Genomic DNA, 19,435 nt, shown 5'->3' on the forward strand with positions numbered 1-19,435 from the left:
TCCTATGCTTTCTGGGTTCTTCTCATGGAGCGTGGATCTCGGTGGGGTACAGCATCGTTGGATAGTGCGTTGTTGGCGGCTTCGCTGTCGAAGTCGCGGATGAGCGGTTGGTCGGGAAACCAGGAACCGCTCGGCAGGGAGGCGGTGAGCCGTTCGATCGCCATGGCGATCGCATCGGCACTGCCTGCCGTGAAGGTCGAGATCCACTCCCCGTCGAAGGCTTTCGACGGGGAGACCAGAATCCGTCCCCCGGGGGTGTCGATGATGCTGACCCCCACCTGGGTGGTGACCCGGTGGCCGTCGCGATGCTCTCCGGCCACGATCTCGACATACGTCCGGCGCCCGTCGAACACCGCCTCCACGATCGGGCGGGCCGAGGCCGGGACTCCCAGGAATCCCAGCACCTCGGTCAGCGGCGTGCCGTTGCGGATCTGCTCGTCAGCGCGGGCGCCGGCCGCGGCCGGCAGCGCGAACTCCTCGAACCGCGCCGGCCTACGCTGCGACAGCCCGGCCGTGAGCACCGGGCCCAGGGCGTGGGGGTGGGCGATGTCCATCTCGGTGAACGTCACCAACTGCGCGTTACGCAGGACGACAACGGTCCGGCCGGTCAGGTCGCCGGTGCGCGCCACTATGCCACGCAGCAGATCCCCCGGCCCGGAGACGAACCGCAGGTCCAACCACTGGGCCGCCCGGCAAGCCAGCCGAACCCATTGCGCCACCCGAGGATTGACTCCGCCACCGGCGTCGAGCACGCCCATCCTGGTCAGTTCAGCGGCCTGTTCGGCGACAAAGCCGGCCCGCTGTGCCGGTTCGCTGTAGGGCGGCGTGATGGCCAGCACCCACGGGTACCCCCCGGCGCCCAGTACCTCGGCGAGGTACCAGGCCTGATCGGTGGTCAGCTCGACCGCGTTGGCTCCGGTACTCAATGCGGAGCCACCGGCATCAGCCCCACTTGGCGCCTTCGGCCGCGTCGCGGGCACTCATCGACATGGTGTTCATCTCGTGCGTGGACGCCATGGCACGGTAGGCCCGGGTCAGCTCTTCCATCGCCTGGTTCCACTGGGCCTGCCAGGCCTGGTAGGTCATACCGGTGTCACCCTGCCAGGCGCTGCTCAGCGCGGCCTGCTCACTGGCGATGTCGGCACCGACGGCATGCAGGGCAGCCGAGTAGGTGTTCATCTCTCCGGCGTGAGCCAGCATGGCCGGGTAGTTGTACATGATCTGAGACATGAAAACTCCTGTATCCGGGGGTAGTTCGGTTAGACCGCGGTGTAGGTGCTGGCGGCGGCGGCATCCTGGGCGACGTAGGTGCCCGCGGCGTCGCCGAGGTTGAGCTGCGCGATGTCCAGCAGCGCGTTCACCTTGGCCGACACCTCGACGAATCGGACGTGTGCGGCCTGGAACGCCGCGGAGGCCTCACCCATGTGGAAGGCCTGAGACGACATGGCGGCCTGCTCGGCCTGCGCGATGGTGCTGCGCATCAGGGCAGTCTTGGCGCCGAAGGCCGCCTCGGAGGCGATCAGCTGGGGAATGTGAGCATCCAACAGGCTCATGGATTTTCCTTTCGGGTCGTAGACATTTGGCGGTGCGTCGAACGTGGTGGAGATGATCTGGTCAGCTGCGGATACCCCCTTCAGAATCGCCGGGCGCCCAGGAACCGGGCAGCATCGGCGAGGCGGGACTCTCTTCGTAGGTCTCGCCGGCCAGGGTGGTCAGCCCGGCCGCGGTGGCATCGGATTTCGTCTCGGTACCGGTGAATCCCACGGTGCCTGCACCGCTTTCGGATGCCCGCACCCGCGGCTGCGGCCGTGGTGCGGGGTCCAGGTCGGGCTGTTCGTAGTCCATGTACGCGTCTGCGTAGGCGTGGTCTTCCAGTGCCGCACCTCGCTTGCGACGGCGCTTACGCCGTGCCGCGAGCGATGCGGCCACACCGGATGCCGCCGCGGGAATGCCGGAAGCCGGTGCGTGCGCACTGGACTTGCCCCCCACCGTCGGGCTGAAGCCCTCCTCGGGGTCACTGCCGAGCACCGCATACGGTGCGAAGGCCGCCGCGGCGACTGGAGCCGGTGCCGCAACCCCTCCGGAGGCAGGCGCGGCCGCGGGCGCGGCGGCTCCCGCTCCGGCGCCGACTCCCCCCGGAGCCAGGCCGGCCATCGGCAGGCCCTGATCGCCCCGCACCGGCGCCGCCGGAGCATCCCCATCGGCCGGAGCGTCGGGTGCAACGTCGTCGGTGGGAAGCAGGTCGAGGAAACCCAATGCGGCAAGGCCGATGCCGAGGAGCGGCACCAGAAACGGGGACAGCGCAACGCCGATCCACGTGCCCCAACCCACCGGCTGGAAGATCATCTGATAGATGACGCCGAACAGGAACGGCCCCCAGGTGGTCAGGAAACCGGCCGGGTTGGTCATCAGGTCGGTGAGCATGGCCTGGATGGTTCCGAGCGGATCGTTGAGGAACCGCAGCAGCTCCTTGCCGCCGATCATCGCATCGTTACCGAGGTAGTCGACCAGCCATTGCGGCAGATTCGGGTACTGGTTGTCGGCGGTCGCATCCGCAGTGGTGAGCGCCGATCCGGATTCGGACGCAGTGCCCTGCGAGGCCATCTGCCGCGCGTTGGCCGAGGCCGTACCGGCCTCCCCGACGCCTGGCTTGAGCAGCATCGGCGACGGTGTGCTGGTCGGTGTCGCCATCACTGCGGCCCCCGAGATGGCCTGGTAGGTGGCCATGGTGGTGGCCGCCTGGATCCACATCCGGACGTAGTCGGCCTCGTTGACCGCGATCGGAATCATGTTGATGCCGAAGAAATTCGTGGCGATCAGCACGCCGTGCACCGCATGGTTGAGCGCCAGCTCGGGCAGGGTCGGCATGGCGGCCAGTGCCGTCGTGTACGACGCGGCCGCGGTCTCGTGCTGCACGGCCACCGCAGCGCTGTTCGCGCTCTGCTGCGCCAGCCAGGTCAGGTAGGGCCCGTGCGCGGCGATGTACTGTTCCGAGCTCGGACCTTCCCAGGACCCGGCCTGTACCGTACCCAGCACACTGGTGAGTTCTGCTGCCGCCGAAGCATATTCGGCACTCAGCGACTGCCAGGCCCCCGCGGCGGCCAGCAACGACCCGGCACCTGGACCGCTGGTGAGCAGCGTCGAGTGCACCTCGGGTGGTAGGGCCATCCACATGGGGGCAGTCATCTCAGATGCCGCGTGCGATCAGGTAGGACGAAGCCGCCATCGCGTCGCCGGTCAGGTAGCTGGCACCGGACTCGCCGACGCCGACGCCCGAACGGCCGAGCTCCTCGACACCCTGGGCGGCCATCGCCGAATGCTGGGCGCCGTGCGCGCTGAAACCGGTCGCGGTCTGCAACGAGACTGCGTCGGCCGCAGGCGGGATCACCGCCGAGACCAGGGGGGCGGCCGCGGCGTGCGCGGCAGCCAGGCGCGCGGTGAGCGCCTCGACGGCCGCGCTGGCGGCGGTCAATCCTTCTGGAACTACCCGCAATGTCATCAGAATTCCTTTCGCCCGTTGTTCACGGAAAGTGCCGTGTCATCGATGAGTGGGTTGACGAGTTGGACGAACTCGGGCGCGTCGCCGTTGCCCAGCAACATGCCTCGTCCCGCGGGGAACCGGGCGAACCGATGCCCGCGGAGCTTGCCGCTGTCGGCCGGATTGCCCGACAGCATCAACGTGGTCGCCTGCAGATCGTTGAGGCGACGCAGCAGCGGCGCCGTCATCACGGCATGCGCCGACCCGGTGGCCCGGGCCGTCACGATGACACGCAGGCCCAGATCGGTTGCCTCGGCCAACAGTCCCGCGATGTTCGTCCACGGGCGCTGCCCGGCGAACGGCCCGCCGGCCGCCGGTCCGTCGGGGATCTGGTCCACGTCGTCGATGATCAGATAGTGGATGTGGCCGTCGGGTCCCGAGCGCTGATTCCAGGCGCTGAGCTCCTGCGGACTCAGACCGGCCGGCGGGCGGCGCTTCTCGATGAGTGCCGAGAGGCCCAGCATGGCCGGCAGCACCCGATCGATGTTGGCGGTGTACTCGTTGTCCGGGAACAACGGCTCCTCCACCAGGTGCAGCCGCCGGTCGATGACCGTGAAGGCGACCTCGTCCGGCCGGGAGTTCTCCCGGATGGTCCGGATGATGTGGCGCAGCAGCGTTGTCTTGCCCGACTTCGTATCGCCGAACACCGCGAGCAGCGGGTTGTCCTTGAAGTCGAGCACCACCGGCGCCAGATCCTCTTCGCGCTGTCCGATGACCACCTGCTCCGGGGCCGGGTACAACGTTGCCAGCGCGGCGGGGGCCAACGCGGTGGGCAGCAAGCGCACCGGCGGTGCGCTCTGCCCCGGGTAGCGGGAGTTGATGACGGCGATGTCGCTCAGTGCCGGTTGCGCGAACAGGAAGTGCTCGGCGGCCATCGTCAGGCCGCGGCCCGGCTGATCGGCGGGCACCGACTCCGCTGGGCGGCGCAGCGCACCCACCACGCGCACGATGCTGTCGTGACTGTCGTGCAGCTTGAGCTCCAGACGCAAGCCCAGGCCGTCACGCATCGCCAGCGGCACCTCCAGCCAGTTCGGCGTGGTGATCACGACGTGGATGCCGTAGGCCAGTCCGGTGTTGGCCAGCTCGGTCACCTTGGCCAGCAACGGATTGCGGGTGTTGAACGTGTCCGTGTTGTCCCGGCTGAACGCGTAGAGGTTGTCGATGACGAAGAACACTTCGCCATAGCCATCTTCATATCGGCGGCTTCCGTTCACCGCGCCCTGCTGCTGACGTGCCCGCAACAGTTGCTCGAGCTCGCCGAACGTACGGCGGATGCGCTCGGGCTCCATCGGGGTCGCCACGCTGCCGACGTGAGCCAGACCGGCCAGACCGGCGAGCTGTCCGCCGCCGTAGTCCAGGCAGTAGAAGCTCACCTCACTCGGCGAGTGCAGTGCCGCGGCCGACAGGACGAAGGTCTGCAGTGCGGTCGACTTGCCGGATCGCGGACCACCGTGGATCAGCACGTTGGCTGCCGACGAGTTGGCGTCGAACACCAAGGCGTCCCGGCGCATCTCGAATGGCTTGTCGATCTCGCCCAGCGGCCAGCGCAGTTGGCCGGGCTCCACATCGGTACGGGCCAGGACGTCGTCCAGCGCGATCGCGCCGTCCAGCGGCGGCAGCCACAGCTTCGGCGCCTGCGGACCGTAGGTGGCCAACTGGTCGCCGATGGTGGCGATCAGTTTGCGCGGCGGCGCAGCGGCGAACTCCGGCTCGTTCGTGACGATCACGGTATCGGGCTCGGGCTCGACCCGAGAGGCCGTGAACAGCTGCGGCTGCGGCAGTGCCCGCACCACGATCGACTTCTCGACGCGGGGCGGGTCGTAGATACCGTCGACGTAGGTGCTGCGGAACTTGATCGGCACCGCACCCGGGGCCGGCACCAGGAAGCCCTCGCCCTTGTGCTCGCGACCCGATTCGATGTGATAGGCGTCCTCGACCCCGATGATCTGACGAGAGATGCTGGGGCTGGACACCTTCAGGCCGATCCGGTACGACGTGTTCTTGTCGATGTCCTTGATCCGGCCCACGTCCAGGGTCTGCGACGCGAACAGAATGTGAATCCGGAACGAGCGACCCTTGCGCGCAACGTAATCGAACAGGTCCGCATACTCGGGATGCTCGGCGAGCATCAGGGTGAACTCGTCGGCGACCACGAACAGCGTCGGCATCGGGGGCAGGTCATGCCCGGCCGCGATAGCCGCCTCGTACTCGGTGACCGAGTTGAACGCGCTGCCCTGAACCCGGCGACCGGCTTCCTTGAGCGACTGCTCACGACGGGACACCTCACCTCGCAGGGTGTCGGCGAACCGGTCGGCCAACGACCGCTTCTCGGCCATGTTCGAGATGACCGCGACGACCTGCGGGAAGTTGCGGAAGATGTCGGCTCCGGCCTCACCCTTGAAGTCGGCGTAGATCACGATGAGCCGCTCGGCAGAGTGAGTCGTCAACAGCGACAACAGGATCGACATCAGGGTCTGGGACTTGCCCGAACCCGTCATACCGATCATCAGGCCGTGCGGGCCCATGCCGCCTTCGGCCTCGTCCTTGAGGTCGAAGTACAGCGGTTCGCCGGTGGCGGTGACGCCGATCGGCACCCGCAGCTCGTCGTCGCGGTTGCGCGGGGCCCACAGGCTGGCCACATCCAGGGCCGAGGCGTCCGGGATGTCCAGCAGCGTGCCGAAAGTGGCACTGCCGGTGGCGGTGGACCGCACATAGCCGGGGTTGGAATCCCATCGCGACAGCCGGCGCGCGATGTGCGCGGCCTCGGCGGCCGACATCGTGTCGGCCTGCGCGACGTAGGGCTGCCAGCCGCTGCTCTGCCAGCGCTCGATCCGGCCTTCGATGACCCGCAGGATGGGCCGCTCGGGATCGGGATACTGCTCGCGGTTGGGCAGCGTGTCAGATCGGTGGATCACGGTCACGCCGGTCAGACCGGGCCGTCGCGCGATGTCGTCGGGATCGGCTTCAGGGTCGTCGAGGACCACCAGCAGATGCTTGAGGACCTGATCCGGTTCGGTGGGGAAGGCGGGTCGGCCGGCCAGGGCCGAATCCAGTTGCCCACGCAGCTCGTTGACACCGGTGGTCAGATAACGGGCCGGGCCGACACCGTCCGCCTGGGACGGAACGTCCACGTGCGGAAGCCATTTCAGCCATGACCAGGCGTCGGAATCGACGTGGGGTGAGGCCAGTGCCACTCCGAGCATGGTCGGGTCGTGCCAGGTGACCGCCTGGGTGATCCAGGCGCGCAGCGCGTCACGGACTTCCTCGGCCTCACCGATCACCGTGATCCGGGCCAGCTTGGTGACGTCGATGCCGGTCGGGGCATCGCGCACGGTGCGCTGCACATCGAGCAGACCGCGCAGGGTGCTGTGCGACACCGGTTCCAGGTCGATCTCGTCGGCGGTGTCCTTGACCTTCAGCGCAGCGTCCAGCGGCACATCGTGCAGCCCGGCGCGGAGCACCAGGAAGTCTCGGTCCCGCGGGTCGCGTTCCCACTGCCTGCGGGTGCCGGGGATGGTCGCCAGAACCTCGGGTTCCGGGTGCGACCACTCCAGCGCCGCCCGCTGCTCACCGGCGTGGGCACGGACGTTGTCCCGGACGACGGACAGGTAGCGCAGGTAGTCGGCGCGCTCGGCGTCGACCTCCTCGGTGCGCATCTTGTTGCCGCTGCCGCGGTAGAGCGCCGTGGCCGCCAGCAGCAGCACGAACGGGAAAAACAGCATGGTCGGCGAGATCATCCGCATGCCGGTGGCGAACAGCGCCACGATCATGCCCACGATCAGGATGACGATCAGGTACGGCAGCACCCGGCGCAGCAGGGACGGCGGAACCATCCGCTCCAACTGGGGTGGCGGCTCGATCGTGATGGTGCCCTTGCGGGTGGTCGGCGGAGCCAGCCTGCGCTGGTGCTCGAAGATCAGCCTACTCATCGCGTGGCCTCCAGGCGCGCAGCATTTACGTTGGGCGACAGCGCATCATGTGCGGTCAGGGCGTCGCCACGGGACAAGGTCGGACCCGCCGCGAACTGCGTCAGGATCGACCACGGAATGGGTCGGGCCGGCGAGGTGAGACCAAGTGCCTCAACAACTTTGTCGTCACCTGCGGTGTCGATGCCGTATCGGACGCCGGTGTCGCTCACCCAGAACAACGAGCCTGCGGTCGGCGATCCCGGTTCGGCGCCGACGGTCTGGACGAAGTAGCCACTGCCGGGGGTCAGTGCGACCCGGTTGGCGGCACCGTTGCTGCCCGCTCCGACCAGGTCGACGGTGTGCAGACCGTCCCGTACCGGCAAGGCCGCTCCGGAGAGCACCGACAGCTTGCTCTCGGTGGCACCGGCGGGCTTGATCCACTGTGCACACGTCACCGGGGCGGTCGACGGTGCGACCAGGGTGACGGGTGCCTCCGGGTAGCCCGCAGTGTCGATGGCACGCGAGACGGGCATCCGCGACACCTCGTCGGGCCCGATGCGCGGCGCCTGGTCCAGGCCATAGGAGTTGCTGTTGCGCAGGATCGAGGCGAGCACCGGCGAAACCGGCTGCAGGCCGTCGGAGAGCACCGCGTAGTAGCGGGCGGTGTTGTCGGCGTCGTAAGCGGCCACCACACCGCCGACGGGCACCGGTGTCGACAAGGCGTAGCTCGTCGGCGCGCCGGCATCGGCGATGCCGGGCACGGTCAGTGCCGGAGCCTCGGGGATGGCGTTGAACAGGCCGGCGGCGATCGGTCGCGGCGCCGGGATCTCTGCGCCGAAGCCGAGTGCATCGGTGACCGCGCGGTCGGCCAGAACGATCGGACTGCGCTTGCCGTCCCACAGCACCCAGTCGCCCGGGGTCGGCCCGGCCGGGTTGTGCACCAGCACGGCCTGACCGGGCGCCAGCGGCAATGCGCGCTCGTCGCCCGTCGCGAGTTCGCCGGCGATGACCGTCACGCCCACGTTGGTGCCCGAAACTGCGTCGCACACAGTCCAATCGGCGGCACTTGCGGTGTTCTGCGCCATACGTTCCGGCGCGCCGGGGATGCCCAGCAGGTTGCCCCGCGGGAACTTGTCGATCTCACTGGTCTTCACCGTGGTCGGGTTGTCCGCCTTGCCGGTGATCAGCCGCGCCGAGGTCAGATTGAGCACCGGATGCAACTGCTCACCCACGCGCACGTACAGCGCCGCCGTCGACCGGTCGGCGAGGACCGCGTCGTTGCCCGCCGATCCACCCGGCCGGAACAGTGAGAACAGGAAGCAACCGATCAGACCCGTGACCAGGATCAGGGCGCCGGTCAGCACTGCCCGGCTCTGCGTGCGCAGCGGGTCGACCAACATGCGGGTGTCGTGCAGCGCGACACCGGAAGCGATGCGGCGCATGACGAATCGCCAGCCCGTGACCTGGTTTTTGGTGACAAAGCCACGCCGGTAGGACACCTGGTCCGGGTTCTCGTTGGACGGCGTGCGGGACGTGAACGAGCGACGCTCGTCGGGGCCGGGCGCGGTCATGCGGGCACCGTCAGACCCAGGCCACGCAGCAGCGGGCCGGCCGAACTGTTCACGTCACCGGCGGTGATCGTCATCATCTCCTCGTCGGTGAAGTCGTCGTGCTCGGAATGATCGAGGCGGTACTCGCGCTCCTCTTCGGAACGCTCGACCAGGTTGCGGACGAAGCGGCCGTTACCGGCGATGTCCAGGCTGCGTCGCGGCACACCGTTGCCGTCGGGCGTGGTGGCCTGCGCCAGGTAGCCGAACAGCTTCTCCATGTCGTCGTGCGCGGCCTTCTCGAAGGTGCTGTCACGCTTCTCGGCCATCCGCTCGGCGATCTCGACGAGTTCGGGCGAGGAGTAGGACGGGAAGTCGATGCTGCGGGTGAAGCGCGAACGCAGACCTTCGTTGGTGTCCAGGAACATGTCGAGGTCCTTGCGGTACCCCGCGACGATCACCACGAGCCGGTCACGGTCGTTCTCCATGCGGGCCAGCAGCGTGTCGATGGCGACCAGGCCGAAGTCGTTCTTGGCCCCGGTGGACACCAGCGCGTAGGCCTCATCGAGGAACAGCACACCGTCCAGCGCGCTGTCGATGATGGCGTTGGTCTTGGCTTCGGTCTCACCGATGTGCTGACCGATCAGGTCGGCACGGTGAACCTCGCGGACCGTCTCCTTCTTGAGAAGTCCCAGGCCGCAATAGATCTTGGCGACGACGCGGGCGATGGTGGTCTTGCCCGTTCCGGGCGGGCCGGCGAACACGAGGTGGTTGGTGCGCTGCGCGACGGCCAGTCCGCGCTCCTGGCGTCGGATCGACATGGCGACCGAGCTCTTGAGCCGCGCCACCTGGAACTTCACTTCTTCCAGACCGATGAATTCGGCCAGCTCGGCCTCGGCCTCGATCAGAAGGTGGGCCTTGCGCTCCTTGGCACCGGGGTCGACGAAGTCGGACTCCGACGGTTCGGTGTCGGGATCCCACGGGTCGCTGCGGGCGTCGATGCGCGAGGCCGTGGTGATGAGCAGCCCGAAGGTGGGATCCGACAGGGCGTCTTCGACCTGCTTGTTCTCCGGGTGCGCGGCGAAGAGATCCTGCAGCACCTCGTTGGCGTCCTCGTCCTCGCCCTGCCCGCGCAGGGTCAGCGCCTTGGCGAGCGCGCCGTCGAGGGCGGCCACGGCGATCGGACCGGACGGGTCCTCCAGGTACGACAGGGCGGGTGCCAGCATGCCGAGCCGGGCCAGCGCGATACCCAGCGTGGTCCGTGCGGCGTGACCGGTGACCTCATCGAGCGACGGGTCGGTGACGACCGGGGTGAGCAACCGCACCACGTCGTTCCAGCGCTGGGCCTGGTGGTTGAGCGCCACCCGCAGCCAGGTGGCGTTCAACCATCCCGGTCGACGGGCGAGCAGCTCACCCACGAGCGCGTCGGCCTCGGCGAGCTGCCCCTCGCCGGCGCGCCGCGCCGCGTAGGCGAGCTGGAAGTCGTCCACCTCGGTGGCCCGGAACTGCAGGTACAGCCCGCTGTCAAAGGTGAAACCGAGGTCTCCGGCGGCCAGGTCGATCTCGCGCTGCAGCAGACCGGCACTGCCGCGGGTGCGCCACACCGCGTCGATGACCGCACCGGACACGTCGCCCGCGGCAGCCAGACCGGTCCAGGCGTCACAGTGATCGTGCGCGATATGTGCGAGTCCAGCAAAGCCGGACCGGGCTGCGGTGAGGTCGGCCGGACGCTGCCGGTCGTTCACCGTCAAGCCCAAAGCACGACAACATGTGGCGAAACGGCTGATCACATCGCGATCGAGCCGGGGCGCTCCCTGAGGCGGAGCCGCAAGCGTGTCACTACCCATATGCGTGCACGGGAGCGACGAAGCCCCCGATTCTCTCCCTTATGTATGGCTAAGCTAACTTTTGCTGAAGTTAGCATTGCATAACTTAACTGTCGAGAGGCACGTAGGTGGACTAGCTCGTGAACTGCCTCACCTTTTGGTCGCAGCCACCAAGGTGATAGTTCCCGTCATCACGCCGGCATCGGACCCCGGAGCGGGCACGGGCCGGCCTGCCCGGGCCAGGAGGTCATGAAGCGGTGTCGCGACGGCGTCCCAGCCGTGCTCGCCGAACCACTGCTCCGCGGGTGCGTGCTGCTGGTTGTACACCAGCGTGAAGAACGCGTTCTCCTCGCCGGAGGACACCGCTTCAGCCCGCTTGGCCTGGAATGCCTCGTCCGGCATCGGGCGCCCCTCCTCGACAGCGACGAAGCTCCCCGGCGCGGCCAGCGCATCAATACCAGCAAACAGCTGTTCCTGTGCCGTGGCAGGCAGATAGATGAGGAGTCCCTCAGCGATCCAGGCCGAGGGCCGCGACGGGTCGAAGCCGCTCTCCCGCAGCGCGCGCGGCCAGTCGTCGCGCAGGTCGATGGCCACCTCACGGCGCTCCGCCGTCGGCGACTCCCCGAGCAGGTCGATGGTCTCGCGCTTGAACTCGAGCACCCGGGGTTGATCCAGCTCGTAGACCACGGTGCCGTCGGCCCACGGCAGGCGGTAGGCCCGCGAATCCAGACCGGCCGCCAGCAACACGATCTGGGTAATCCCGGCGTCGATGGCCCGGTTGAAGTACTCGTCGAAGTACTTCGTGCGGACCCCCTGGAAGTTGACGAAGTTCTCGCCGAACTCGGTCTGCAACGGGTGCTCGGGGTCGGTGCCCTCGACCGCTCCGATCCATTCGCCGCCGGCCGCGCGACAGAAGGCCTCGGCGTACTTGTCGACAGCGAGCGGATCGGCCTTGCGGGCCTCCAATGCTCTTGAGGCCGCGACGAATAACGCTGTCGAACCTACGCTCGTGGTGATATCCCAGTTGTCATTATCGGTGCGCACCAGCGCGAGGGTACGCCGCTTCCCTGACACTCACCCCGGAGTGATGCGTGTGATGCGCGTACCATGACATCATGCGCACCACCGTTGCGATCGCCGATGAGCTGCTGGCCGCGGCCAAGCTCCGCGCTCAACAGCGGGGGCAGTCGCTCGGCTCGCTCGTCGAGGACGCGCTGCGCCGCGAGTTGGCCGCCGAGCAGAACTCCGCGCCGCCGCCTGCGATTCCGGTGTTCACCGGCGGCAGCGGCCCCCGCCCCGGCGTCGACCTACGGTCGAACCGGGCGTTGCACGAGACTCTCGATGAGAGCGTCGAACTCAACTCCCGCCGGTAACCGCGCATGTTCCTGCTCGATGTCAACGTCGTACTCGCCGTACACCGCGCCGACCACCCTGATCACGATGTGGTCAAAGGCTGGTTCGACCAGCTACTTGACGGAGACGAGCCCTTCGCCGTCCCGACTGTGGTCTGGGGGTCGTTTCTCCGATTGGCCACCAATCGAAGAATCTTCGAGGTCCCTTCACCGCGACCGGACGCCTTCTCGTTCATCGACGCCGTCAACGCCCAGCCGAACCATTTGACCATCGGGCCGGGCCCCCGCCACCTCACACTGTTGCGCGAGATCTGCGACGAAGCTGATGCCGCTGGCGATCTCGTCCCCGACGCCGTCTTGGTCGCCATCGCAGTCGAACACCACTGCGACGTGGTCAGCCTCGACCGGGACTTTGCGCGGTTCACTTCGATCCGTCACATCAGGCCGGGGCTGGACTGACCGGCGTCACACCAATGGACGGCCAGTGCGGATCCGCCAGTCAAGGTCCTTGAGCAGCACGTTGAACGGGAACTGACGCAGGAACGACGGGAGGAGGTCGTTGATCGTGCGCAGCACCCCGATCAGGCGGTCGAACCGCTTCTGACTCTCGGCATCCCACGGCAGCCGCATCTCCTCCCGGAAGCGCTGCGGGAGGAATCCGGTGGTGATCAGCAGGGCGACCGCATCGAGTCGGCTCTGCACGAAGCGGGGCAGTTTCGGATTCTTGGGCCGGCCCGCAGCGATCGGATACAGGTATCCACGCACGGTGTCGTCGATGTGCAGCTGCTCCAGGGATTCCTCCCAGTACCGGTCGAACGCCGCGCGGTCGGCCGGCCACATCGACTCGGGCACCTGCAGCGTGGTGCCCATCGTGACGCTGTCGCGGTAATGGCGGTCTGCGGTCTCGTCGTCCAATTCGCCGATGAACATCCGGAATACGTCGACGCCGCCCTTGTAGAGGCAGGCGGCCACCCACAGCTGAAGGTTCTTGTCGAACGCGTTGTACTTCACCGGGCTGTCCTCGGTGGAGTACACCTGCGCGTGCGCCTTGTTAACCGCACGCCGGTAGGCCGCCTTCTGCGCGTCGCTACCTCGGGTGGCCACGGCGAGGTAGGTGAAGGTGGTCCTGGCCCGCTTGACCGGGTGCAGGTCGGTGCGACCGCTCTCGACACGGCTCTCGACAACGCCGTAGCCGACGCCGGGGTTGGCCAGCTGCATGATCACGTTGGCGGGGCCGGCCAGCAGCGCCACACCCATCAGCCCGTCGTCGACGCCGGCGGCCCGCCGCCGCTTGGGCGCGGCTCCGGGACGCGCCGACTCGTTCATCGGCCGCTCGATATGCGGGACCGGTTCGCTGACCGTCATGGCCACCCCTCCTAGAAACTGAGAACCTGCGTTTCCTGATAGTGGCCTGCCAGGCTGACAGGTGTCAAGATGTGTGGGTGAAGCAGGTCCGTCCGTACCGCGGCGTCGAAGCGGCCGACCGCCTGGCGCAGCGCCGCAGCCAGCTACTCGAGGCCGGGCTGGAACTGCTCGGAGCCGAAGACGCCGAAGTCACCGTGCGCGCGGTGTGCCGTAGCGCCGGGCTGGCCGCCCGGTATTTCTACGAGAGCTTCACCGACAAGAACGACTTCATCGCCGCGGTCTATGACGGGGTGATCGCCGATATCGCGACCTCGACGCAGGCCGCCGTCGCGGCTGTTCCACTGGCCGACCAGACCACCGCCGGGATGACCAACATCGTGCATCTGATCGCCAAGGATCCGCGGATCGGTCGGCTGCTGTTCAGCGTCAAACTGTCCAACGAGGTGCTGCTTCGCAAGCGCATCGAGTCCGTCACGCTGTTCGCCACGCTGCTCGGTCAGCATGCCGGCGATGCGTTGCAGCTACGCGCGAACGACTATCTCAGGGCCACTTCATATTTCGCCGTCGGCGGGGTGACACAGACGATCAGCGCGTGGCTGTCCGGCGAGGTCGCGCTGTCCCCCGAACAACTCATCGGCCAGTTGCGCTCGATGCTCGACGCCGTGGCCGGCATGCAACAGCCAGGGGATTGAGGTGGCCGGCCCGGTATTGCTACGTCCGAGCCCACCGCTGGCGGCCCACGTTCAGTTTTTCGGATACTGGCACAACGCGCAGGCCACGACCCATCGCAGCCGTGCCCTCCCCCGCGGCGCCGCCACCGTGGTAATCGATCTCGGTTCCCGAGAGCAGGTCGATTTCTTCGTCGCCGATGCCACCACCCGCCTCGATGTCGGGACCGCTTTCATCGCCGGGGCCGGTGTGACCTCGTACGTCACCCAGATCGATCCGTCCCAAACCGTGCTGACCATCCATTTCCGTCCCGGTGGCGCGTCGGCTTTCCTGCCGGCGCCGCAGGACGATCTGGAGGACCACTGTGTGGACCTGGACACGATCTGGGGTCGCGACGCATCGACCCTGCGCGCCCGACTGATCGAAGTGCCCTCGGCGCGGTCGAGGGTGGCCCTGGTGGAGTCATTTCTGCTGGCGCGCATGAGATCCCGCGATCCCGCAGTCGGTGCGGTCTTGCAGGCGGCCGAAGGTCGGCCTTCACTACGGGTGGCCGATGCCTGCACGCTGACGGGATTATCGGCCCGACGGCTGATCGCGGCTTTCCGGGCCGAGGTGGGTCTGACCCCCAAGACCTATCTGCGGGTGCGTCGGTTCCAGGCCGCTATGAGGCTGCTGGACGCCGGAGAAGCCAGTGGTGCCCGGATCGCGGCCGATCTCGGCTACTTCGACCAGGCACACCTCGTCCGGGAGTTCCGTTCGTTCACCGCCATGACGCCCACGCAGTACATGCCGCGCCGCACCTGGCTGCCGAGCCACGTCGGGATCGGGCCGCAGCGCCGGGACAAAAATATCCAAGCCCCGGGCACCGCCGAACGCGCATGATGGCGATATGACCAACTCCGGACAGCCCCCAAGTCAGGCCGTGGCCGATACCGGCACCCTGGTGGCGGCCATCCGCGCCGAGGAAACCCGCCGTCCCGACCGGCTTTTCGACGATCCGTTCGCGCAGAAGCTGGCCGGTGAAGCGGGACGGCGGATGCTCGCCGAGGCGGTGGCCGCCACCGGCGACAAATCGACCTTGCAGATCGTGGTGCGCACCCGGTACTGGGACGAGGCGCTGTTGAACGCCGTGCCGCCGGTGACGCAGGTGGTGATCCTCGCCGCGGGTCTGGATGCCCGGGCCTACCGACTGCCCTGGCCCGACGGCACAACGGTCTTCGAGCTCGACCAGCCCGCCGTGATCGCCGCCAAGGGGGACGTGCTGACCGGCGACGAACCCCGCTGCCGGCGGGTGGCCATCGGCGTCGACCTCACGCAGGACTGGACCGATGCCTTACGGTCCAACGGCTTTGACCCGACAGTGCCTGCCGTGTGGTTGATCGAGGGCCTGCTGCAGTACCTCGATGAGGACGCCGTGCACACGGTGTTCGAACGCGTCGACGCGTTGTCTGCACCCGGATCGGTCCTGCTCTACGACATCGTCGGCAAGACTCTGCTGGACAACGTGATGCTCGCTGCGGTCCGCGAGCAGATGGAGCGCAACGGTGCGCCGTGGCTGTTCGGTACCGACGCCCCGGAGCAACTGTGCGAACCACTGGGCTGGTCAGCGGTAGTCACCGATGTGGCCGAGCCGGGCAACAAGTGGAACCGGTGGTTCGTCCCGGCGGTGTCGCTCGATGTCCCCGGCGTGCCGCGCGGCTACTTCGTCACCGCCACCAAGCCGTAACCGGACTGACTACCGCCCGGCGCCCACCGGCGGACGTCTGTCGGCGGCAGTCTTGGGCGCCGCCTGCAAGTCGTTATCAGCGAATTCCTTGGTCCAACAAGCGAATTCCAGCGTGATTCCGTCCGGGTCGAGGAAGTAGAACGACCGGACGTAGACACCGGGGTGCACCGTGGCCGACGCCTGCATCGGGCTGTCGTCGTGGTTGAGCACCGGCCCGACGCGAACCCCCTTGGCCTTGAGCTTCTGCCGGTATTCGTCGAACTTCTCGGCGGGCACATGCAGGGCGATGTGGTTCAGCGAACCGGTGGCGCTGACGAATTCGCCGATGCCGGGAATGGCGGCCGGGGCCGAAATCCCGGGCACCCCGTCGGGGGCGTCGCGGAACCAGAAGAATGCGATGCAGTCCCCGCTACCCGCATCGAAGAAGAAGTGCTGCCCCATGTCGCCGGGCAGATCCAGCGATTTGATCAGGGGCATGCCGAGCACATTGGTGTAGAAGTCGACTGTGCGCGCCATGTCCGCGCACACCAGTGCCACATGGTTGATTCCGCCGAACTCGAACTCCGAGTTGGGGTTGTTGGGCTTGATCACGTCGATAAACCTCCGGGGCGAATACACCAAGGACTGGCGCAGCTGCGAATCTGAATCTAACATCAGATTCAGATGTGATCAATGGCCGTGCCGGTTGTCCTGGCCCGCCGGGAGTGAGGAAATCTGTGACCGTCAGCCCCCGCACCCCCTTGCCAACCGCACGAGGCCGCCAGACCCAGGCGGCGATCGACAGCGCGGCCCGCACGGTGATCGCCCGCAAGGGCATCCTGGCCACCACGATCTCCGATATCGCCTCCGAGGCAGGCCGGTCGGCCGCGTCGTTCTACAACTACTACGCCTCCAAAGAAGCCATGGTGCGCGAATGGGCCCTGCGCTTCCGCAACGAGGCCCGCGAACGCGCACTTCCGGCGACCGGACCGAACCTGACCAACCGGGAGCGCTGCCACCAGGCGGCCTCCGCGCACTGGATGACCTACCGGCACCGCCTGGCCGAGATCATCAGCGTGTCCCAGATGGCGATGATCGACGACGACTTCGCCGAATACTGGGACGAAATCTGCCGGCTACCGATCGCCATGATCACCGAGATGATCAAACATGCTCAGCAGCAAGGATTCTGCCCTGACGACGACGCCCACCTCACCGCCGTCGCGTTGGTTTCGATGCTCAACCAGTTCTGCTATGTCCAACTGTCCGGCGGCCGAGACGCCGCCGCCGACGACGACGCCTGCATCACCACCCTGTCCAACGTGTTCTATCGGACCATCTACCACGAGGAGATCCCGCGTTCATGAGTACAGCGTCACCGGAGGTGGTCCGCGAGTTCATCGGGCTGGAATCCCCCACGGCCCAGCGCGCCGGCGCCGGCGGGTACCCGTGCCAGGGCCTCTACTACCGTCGTGCCGGCCACAAACCCACAGTGGCCGTGATCGCCACGCATTACCAGATCGACTTCTCCGAGCACTACATCGCCGACTACCTGGCGAGCAGGGGCGTCGGCTTCCTCGGCTGGAACACCCGGTTCCGCGGCTTCGAGAGCAGCTTCCTGCTCGACCATGCCCTGGTCGACATCGGCGTAGGGATGCGCTGGCTGCGCGAGGTTCAGGGAATCGAAACCGTTGTGCTGCTGGGTAACTCCGGTGGCGGATCACTGATGGCGGCCTATCAGTCCCAAGCCGTCGAGCCGAATGTCCAGCCGCTGGAGGGCATGCGGCCGGCGACGGGCCTGACCGAACTGCTGCCCGCCGACGGGTATGTGGCCAGCGCGGCCCACCCGGGCCGCCCGGAGGTGCTGACCGCTTGGATGGACGCCTCCGTCGTCGACGAGAACGACGCCGTTGCCAGCGACCCCGAACTGGACCTGTTCGACGAGCGCAACCCGGCACCTTATTCGGCCGAGTTCGTGGCGCGATACCGCGCCGCGCAGGTCGCGCGCAACGAGAAGATCACCGACTGGGCCGAGAGCGAGCTCAAAAGAGTTCAGGCGGCCGGATATTCAGATCGCCCCTTCACCGTCATGCGCACGTGGGCCGACCCGCGGATGGTCGATCCGACGATCGAGCCGACCAACAGGCACGCCAACCTCTGCTATGCCGGGGTACCGATCAAGGCCAACCGGTCCGCCCGGGGCATCGCCGCGGCCACCACCGTGCGGAACTGGATCGGCATGTGGAGCCTGCGCCACGCCCAGACCCGGGCCGAGCCACACCTGGCCCGGATCACCTGCCCGGCGCTGGTGATCAACGCCGGCCAGGACACCGGCGTGTACCCGTCCGATGCCCGACGCATTCACGACGCACTGGCGAGCACCGACAAGGCACAGTGCTCGATCGACACCGACCATTACTTCACCACTTCCGGCGCCCGCGACGAGCAGGCCGATACCATCGCCGGATGGATCGCGAAACGGTGGCCGTGAACCCCAGCCCGATCCGGGTCCTCGCACACTTCACCCCAGGCGAGAAGGTTCTGAATTTTCTTGCTCCCCAACAGGACTGGCTCGACGTGAGGTTCTGCGCGGAGGACGACGACACCACCTTCTACCGCGAGCTTCCGACTGCCGAGGTGCTCTGGCACGTACTGCGGCCGGTATCCGGCGACGACCTGCAGCGGGGGTTGCGGCTGCGGCTGGTGCACAAACTGGGCGCCGGGGTGAACACCATCGACGTCGACACCGCCAGTCAACTGGGCATCCTGGTGGCCAACATGCCCGGGGCCAACGCCCCTTCGGTAGCCGAGGGCACCGTGCTGCTGATGCTGGCCGCGCTGCGCCGATTGCCCGAGCTCGACCGCGCCACGCGGGACGGCAAAGGCTGGCCGTCGGATCACAGCCTGGGCGAGACCGTCCGTGACATCAGCGGTTGCACGGTGGGCCTTCTCGGCTACGGCAACATCGCCAAGCGAGTCGAGAAGATCGTCATCGCCATGGGCGCCGAACCGCCACAGGTGGTGCACACCAGCACCCGCGACACCGGTCACCCACGGTGGCGCAGTCTGCCGGACCTGTTGGCCGCCAGCGATATCGTCTCGCTCCATCTCCCACTGACCGATGCCACCCGGGGCCTGCTCGACCAGAAAGCCCTGGCGTCGATGAAGCCCGGCGCGGTCGTCGTCAACACCGCGCGCGGTCCGATCATCGACGAGCCGGCACTGGTGGAAGCGCTGCGCACCGGGCAGCTGGCCGCGGCCGGGCTGGATGTGTTCGCCGAAGAGCCGGTCCCGCCCGGCAACCCTCTGCTGGAGCTCCCCAATGTGGTGCTGACGCCCCACGTCACCTGGTACACGGCCGACACCATGCGGCGGTATCTGACCATGGCGGTGGACAACTGCCGGCGCATTCGTGATGGTGAACCGTTGGCCCACGTAGTTAACGGGGTGAGATAGGCCGCCGGAGTGGCGCCGGTCACGCCGGGGTACCCTCGGCCCAACCGACCGGTTAATAGAGTGATGCCC

19 protein-coding genes are annotated in these 19,435 nt (G+C 67.4%); 8 read left to right on the plus strand and 11 right to left on the minus strand.

Going from position 1 to position 19,435, the window contains the following annotated elements:
• Positions 1 to 2: 2 nt before the first annotated feature.
• The 9 genes from JOF57_RS22655 to JOF57_RS22695 form a co-directional block, all read right to left on the minus strand.
• On the minus strand, positions 3 to 926 hold the full coding sequence (locus tag JOF57_RS22655) for an ESX secretion-associated protein EspG (RefSeq protein WP_209923638.1): 924 nt from the start codon (positions 924 to 926) through the stop codon (positions 3 to 5).
• A 16-nt stretch (positions 927 to 942) separates the two neighbouring features.
• Positions 943 to 1,230, minus strand: a complete 288-nt coding sequence (locus JOF57_RS22660; RefSeq protein WP_003880383.1) for a WXG100 family type VII secretion target — start codon at positions 1,228 to 1,230, stop codon at positions 943 to 945.
• A 29-nt stretch (positions 1,231 to 1,259) separates the two neighbouring features.
• A complete protein-coding gene (gene esxG / locus JOF57_RS22665) occupies positions 1,260 to 1,553 on the minus strand; it encodes a type VII secretion system protein EsxG (protein WP_209920239.1) in 294 nt (97 codons plus the stop codon).
• A gap of 61 nt (positions 1,554 to 1,614) precedes the next feature.
• Complete coding sequence (locus JOF57_RS22670) at positions 1,615 to 3,186, minus strand: PPE family protein (protein ID WP_209920241.1); 1,572 nt, start codon at positions 3,184 to 3,186, stop codon at positions 1,615 to 1,617.
• Position 3,187: 1 nt separating this feature from the next.
• Complete coding sequence (locus tag JOF57_RS22675; protein ID WP_209920242.1) at positions 3,188 to 3,499, minus strand: PE family protein; 312 nt, start codon at positions 3,497 to 3,499, stop codon at positions 3,188 to 3,190.
• Complete coding sequence (gene eccCa / locus JOF57_RS22680; protein ID WP_209920243.1) at positions 3,499 to 7,467, minus strand: type VII secretion protein EccCa; 3,969 nt, start codon at positions 7,465 to 7,467, stop codon at positions 3,499 to 3,501. The genes JOF57_RS22675 and eccCa overlap by 1 nt, the downstream gene beginning before the upstream one ends.
• Positions 7,464 to 9,017 carry a type VII secretion protein EccB gene (gene eccB / locus JOF57_RS22685; RefSeq protein ID WP_209920244.1) on the minus strand — a complete coding sequence of 518 codons (1,554 nt, stop codon included), beginning with the start codon at positions 9,015 to 9,017 and terminating at the stop codon, positions 7,464 to 7,466. Before eccB ends, eccCa begins: the two co-directional genes overlap by 4 nt.
• Positions 9,014 to 10,783, minus strand: coding sequence for a type VII secretion AAA-ATPase EccA (gene eccA, locus JOF57_RS22690; RefSeq protein WP_307870079.1), 1,770 nt, complete (start codon positions 10,781 to 10,783; stop codon positions 9,014 to 9,016). Before eccA ends, eccB begins: the two co-directional genes overlap by 4 nt.
• A 186-nt stretch (positions 10,784 to 10,969) precedes the next feature.
• Positions 10,970 to 11,863: a class I SAM-dependent methyltransferase gene (locus JOF57_RS22695; protein WP_209920246.1), complete on the minus strand. Its 894-nt coding sequence runs from the start codon at positions 11,861 to 11,863 to the stop codon at positions 10,970 to 10,972.
• 71 nt (positions 11,864 to 11,934) lie between these two features.
• On the opposite strand from JOF57_RS22695, the gene JOF57_RS22700 reads away from it, so the two are divergent.
• The gene (locus JOF57_RS22700; RefSeq protein WP_209920248.1) at positions 11,935 to 12,192 is read left to right on the plus strand and encodes an antitoxin; all 258 of its coding nucleotides are present in this window, start codon (positions 11,935 to 11,937) and stop codon (positions 12,190 to 12,192) included.
• Between the two features lie 6 nt (positions 12,193 to 12,198).
• Complete coding sequence (locus tag JOF57_RS22705; RefSeq protein WP_209920250.1) at positions 12,199 to 12,630, plus strand: type II toxin-antitoxin system VapC family toxin; 432 nt, start codon at positions 12,199 to 12,201, stop codon at positions 12,628 to 12,630.
• Positions 12,631 to 12,636: 6 nt separating this feature from the next.
• Here JOF57_RS22705 and JOF57_RS22710 read toward each other — a convergent pair whose 3' ends face one another.
• Complete coding sequence (locus tag JOF57_RS22710) at positions 12,637 to 13,497, minus strand: oxygenase MpaB family protein (RefSeq protein ID WP_234938822.1); 861 nt, start codon at positions 13,495 to 13,497, stop codon at positions 12,637 to 12,639.
• A 116-nt stretch (positions 13,498 to 13,613) separates the two neighbouring features.
• Between JOF57_RS22710 and JOF57_RS22715 the strand changes: the two genes are divergently transcribed.
• Genes JOF57_RS22715 through JOF57_RS22725 form a run of 3 tightly spaced genes read left to right on the plus strand, consistent with a single transcriptional unit; the run spans position 13,614 to position 15,931 of the window.
• Positions 13,614 to 14,228, plus strand: a complete 615-nt coding sequence (locus JOF57_RS22715; protein WP_209920255.1) for a TetR/AcrR family transcriptional regulator — start codon at positions 13,614 to 13,616, stop codon at positions 14,226 to 14,228.
• Between the two features lies 1 nt (position 14,229).
• Complete coding sequence (locus JOF57_RS22720) at positions 14,230 to 15,087, plus strand: helix-turn-helix domain-containing protein (protein ID WP_209920256.1); 858 nt, start codon at positions 14,230 to 14,232, stop codon at positions 15,085 to 15,087.
• A 7-nt stretch (positions 15,088 to 15,094) separates the two neighbouring features.
• Positions 15,095 to 15,931: an SAM-dependent methyltransferase gene (locus JOF57_RS22725; RefSeq protein WP_209920259.1), complete on the plus strand. Its 837-nt coding sequence runs from the start codon at positions 15,095 to 15,097 to the stop codon at positions 15,929 to 15,931.
• 9 nt (positions 15,932 to 15,940) lie between these two features.
• Here JOF57_RS22725 and JOF57_RS22730 read toward each other — a convergent pair whose 3' ends face one another.
• Positions 15,941 to 16,522 carry a VOC family protein gene (locus JOF57_RS22730; RefSeq protein ID WP_209920261.1) on the minus strand — a complete coding sequence of 194 codons (582 nt, stop codon included), beginning with the start codon at positions 16,520 to 16,522 and terminating at the stop codon, positions 15,941 to 15,943.
• A 125-nt stretch (positions 16,523 to 16,647) separates the two neighbouring features.
• Here JOF57_RS22730 and JOF57_RS22735 point away from each other — a divergent pair, with 125 nt between their 5' ends.
• Genes JOF57_RS22735 through JOF57_RS22745 form a run of 3 tightly spaced genes read left to right on the plus strand, consistent with a single transcriptional unit; the run spans position 16,648 to position 19,366 of the window.
• Complete coding sequence (locus tag JOF57_RS22735; protein WP_209920273.1) at positions 16,648 to 17,277, plus strand: TetR/AcrR family transcriptional regulator; 630 nt, start codon at positions 16,648 to 16,650, stop codon at positions 17,275 to 17,277.
• Positions 17,274 to 18,401: an alpha/beta hydrolase gene (locus JOF57_RS22740; protein WP_209920277.1), complete on the plus strand. Its 1,128-nt coding sequence runs from the start codon at positions 17,274 to 17,276 to the stop codon at positions 18,399 to 18,401. Before JOF57_RS22735 ends, JOF57_RS22740 begins: the two co-directional genes overlap by 4 nt.
• Positions 18,377 to 19,366 carry a 2-hydroxyacid dehydrogenase gene (locus JOF57_RS22745; protein WP_209920281.1) on the plus strand — a complete coding sequence of 330 codons (990 nt, stop codon included), beginning with the start codon at positions 18,377 to 18,379 and terminating at the stop codon, positions 19,364 to 19,366. The genes JOF57_RS22740 and JOF57_RS22745 overlap by 25 nt, the downstream gene beginning before the upstream one ends.
• The last annotated feature ends 69 nt before the right edge of the window (positions 19,367 to 19,435 follow it).

The organism is Mycolicibacterium lutetiense (assembly GCF_017876775.1).
Taxonomy (GTDB): domain Bacteria; phylum Actinomycetota; class Actinomycetes; order Mycobacteriales; family Mycobacteriaceae; genus Mycobacterium; species Mycobacterium lutetiense.

Excerpts from the sequence above, each read along its gene's own strand:
- JOF57_RS22670 (WP_209920241.1), bottom strand. The coding sequence starts at position 3,186 with ATGACTGCCCCCATGTGGATGGCCCTACCACCCGAGGTGCACTCGACG.
- JOF57_RS22725 (WP_209920259.1), top strand. The coding sequence starts at position 15,095 with ATGACCAACTCCGGACAGCCCCCAAGTCAGGCCGTGGCCGATACCGGC.
- JOF57_RS22660 (WP_003880383.1), bottom strand. The coding sequence starts at position 1,230 with ATGTCTCAGATCATGTACAACTACCCGGCCATGCTGGCTCACGCCGGA.
- eccB (WP_209920244.1), bottom strand. The coding sequence starts at position 9,017 with ATGACCGCGCCCGGCCCCGACGAGCGTCGCTCGTTCACGTCCCGCACG.
- JOF57_RS22745 (WP_209920281.1), top strand. The coding sequence starts at position 18,377 with ATGGATCGCGAAACGGTGGCCGTGAACCCCAGCCCGATCCGGGTCCTC.
- JOF57_RS22675 (WP_209920242.1), bottom strand. The coding sequence starts at position 3,499 with ATGACATTGCGGGTAGTTCCAGAAGGATTGACCGCCGCCAGCGCGGCC.
- JOF57_RS22710 (WP_234938822.1), bottom strand. The coding sequence starts at position 13,497 with ATGAACGAGTCGGCGCGTCCCGGAGCCGCGCCCAAGCGGCGGCGGGCC.
- JOF57_RS22705 (WP_209920250.1), top strand. The coding sequence starts at position 12,199 with ATGTTCCTGCTCGATGTCAACGTCGTACTCGCCGTACACCGCGCCGAC.
- JOF57_RS22700 (WP_209920248.1), top strand. The coding sequence starts at position 11,935 with ATGCGCACCACCGTTGCGATCGCCGATGAGCTGCTGGCCGCGGCCAAG.
- esxG (WP_209920239.1), bottom strand. The coding sequence starts at position 1,553 with ATGAGCCTGTTGGATGCTCACATTCCCCAGCTGATCGCCTCCGAGGCG.
- eccCa (WP_209920243.1), bottom strand. The coding sequence starts at position 7,467 with ATGAGTAGGCTGATCTTCGAGCACCAGCGCAGGCTGGCTCCGCCGACC.
- JOF57_RS22740 (WP_209920277.1), top strand. The coding sequence starts at position 17,274 with ATGAGTACAGCGTCACCGGAGGTGGTCCGCGAGTTCATCGGGCTGGAA.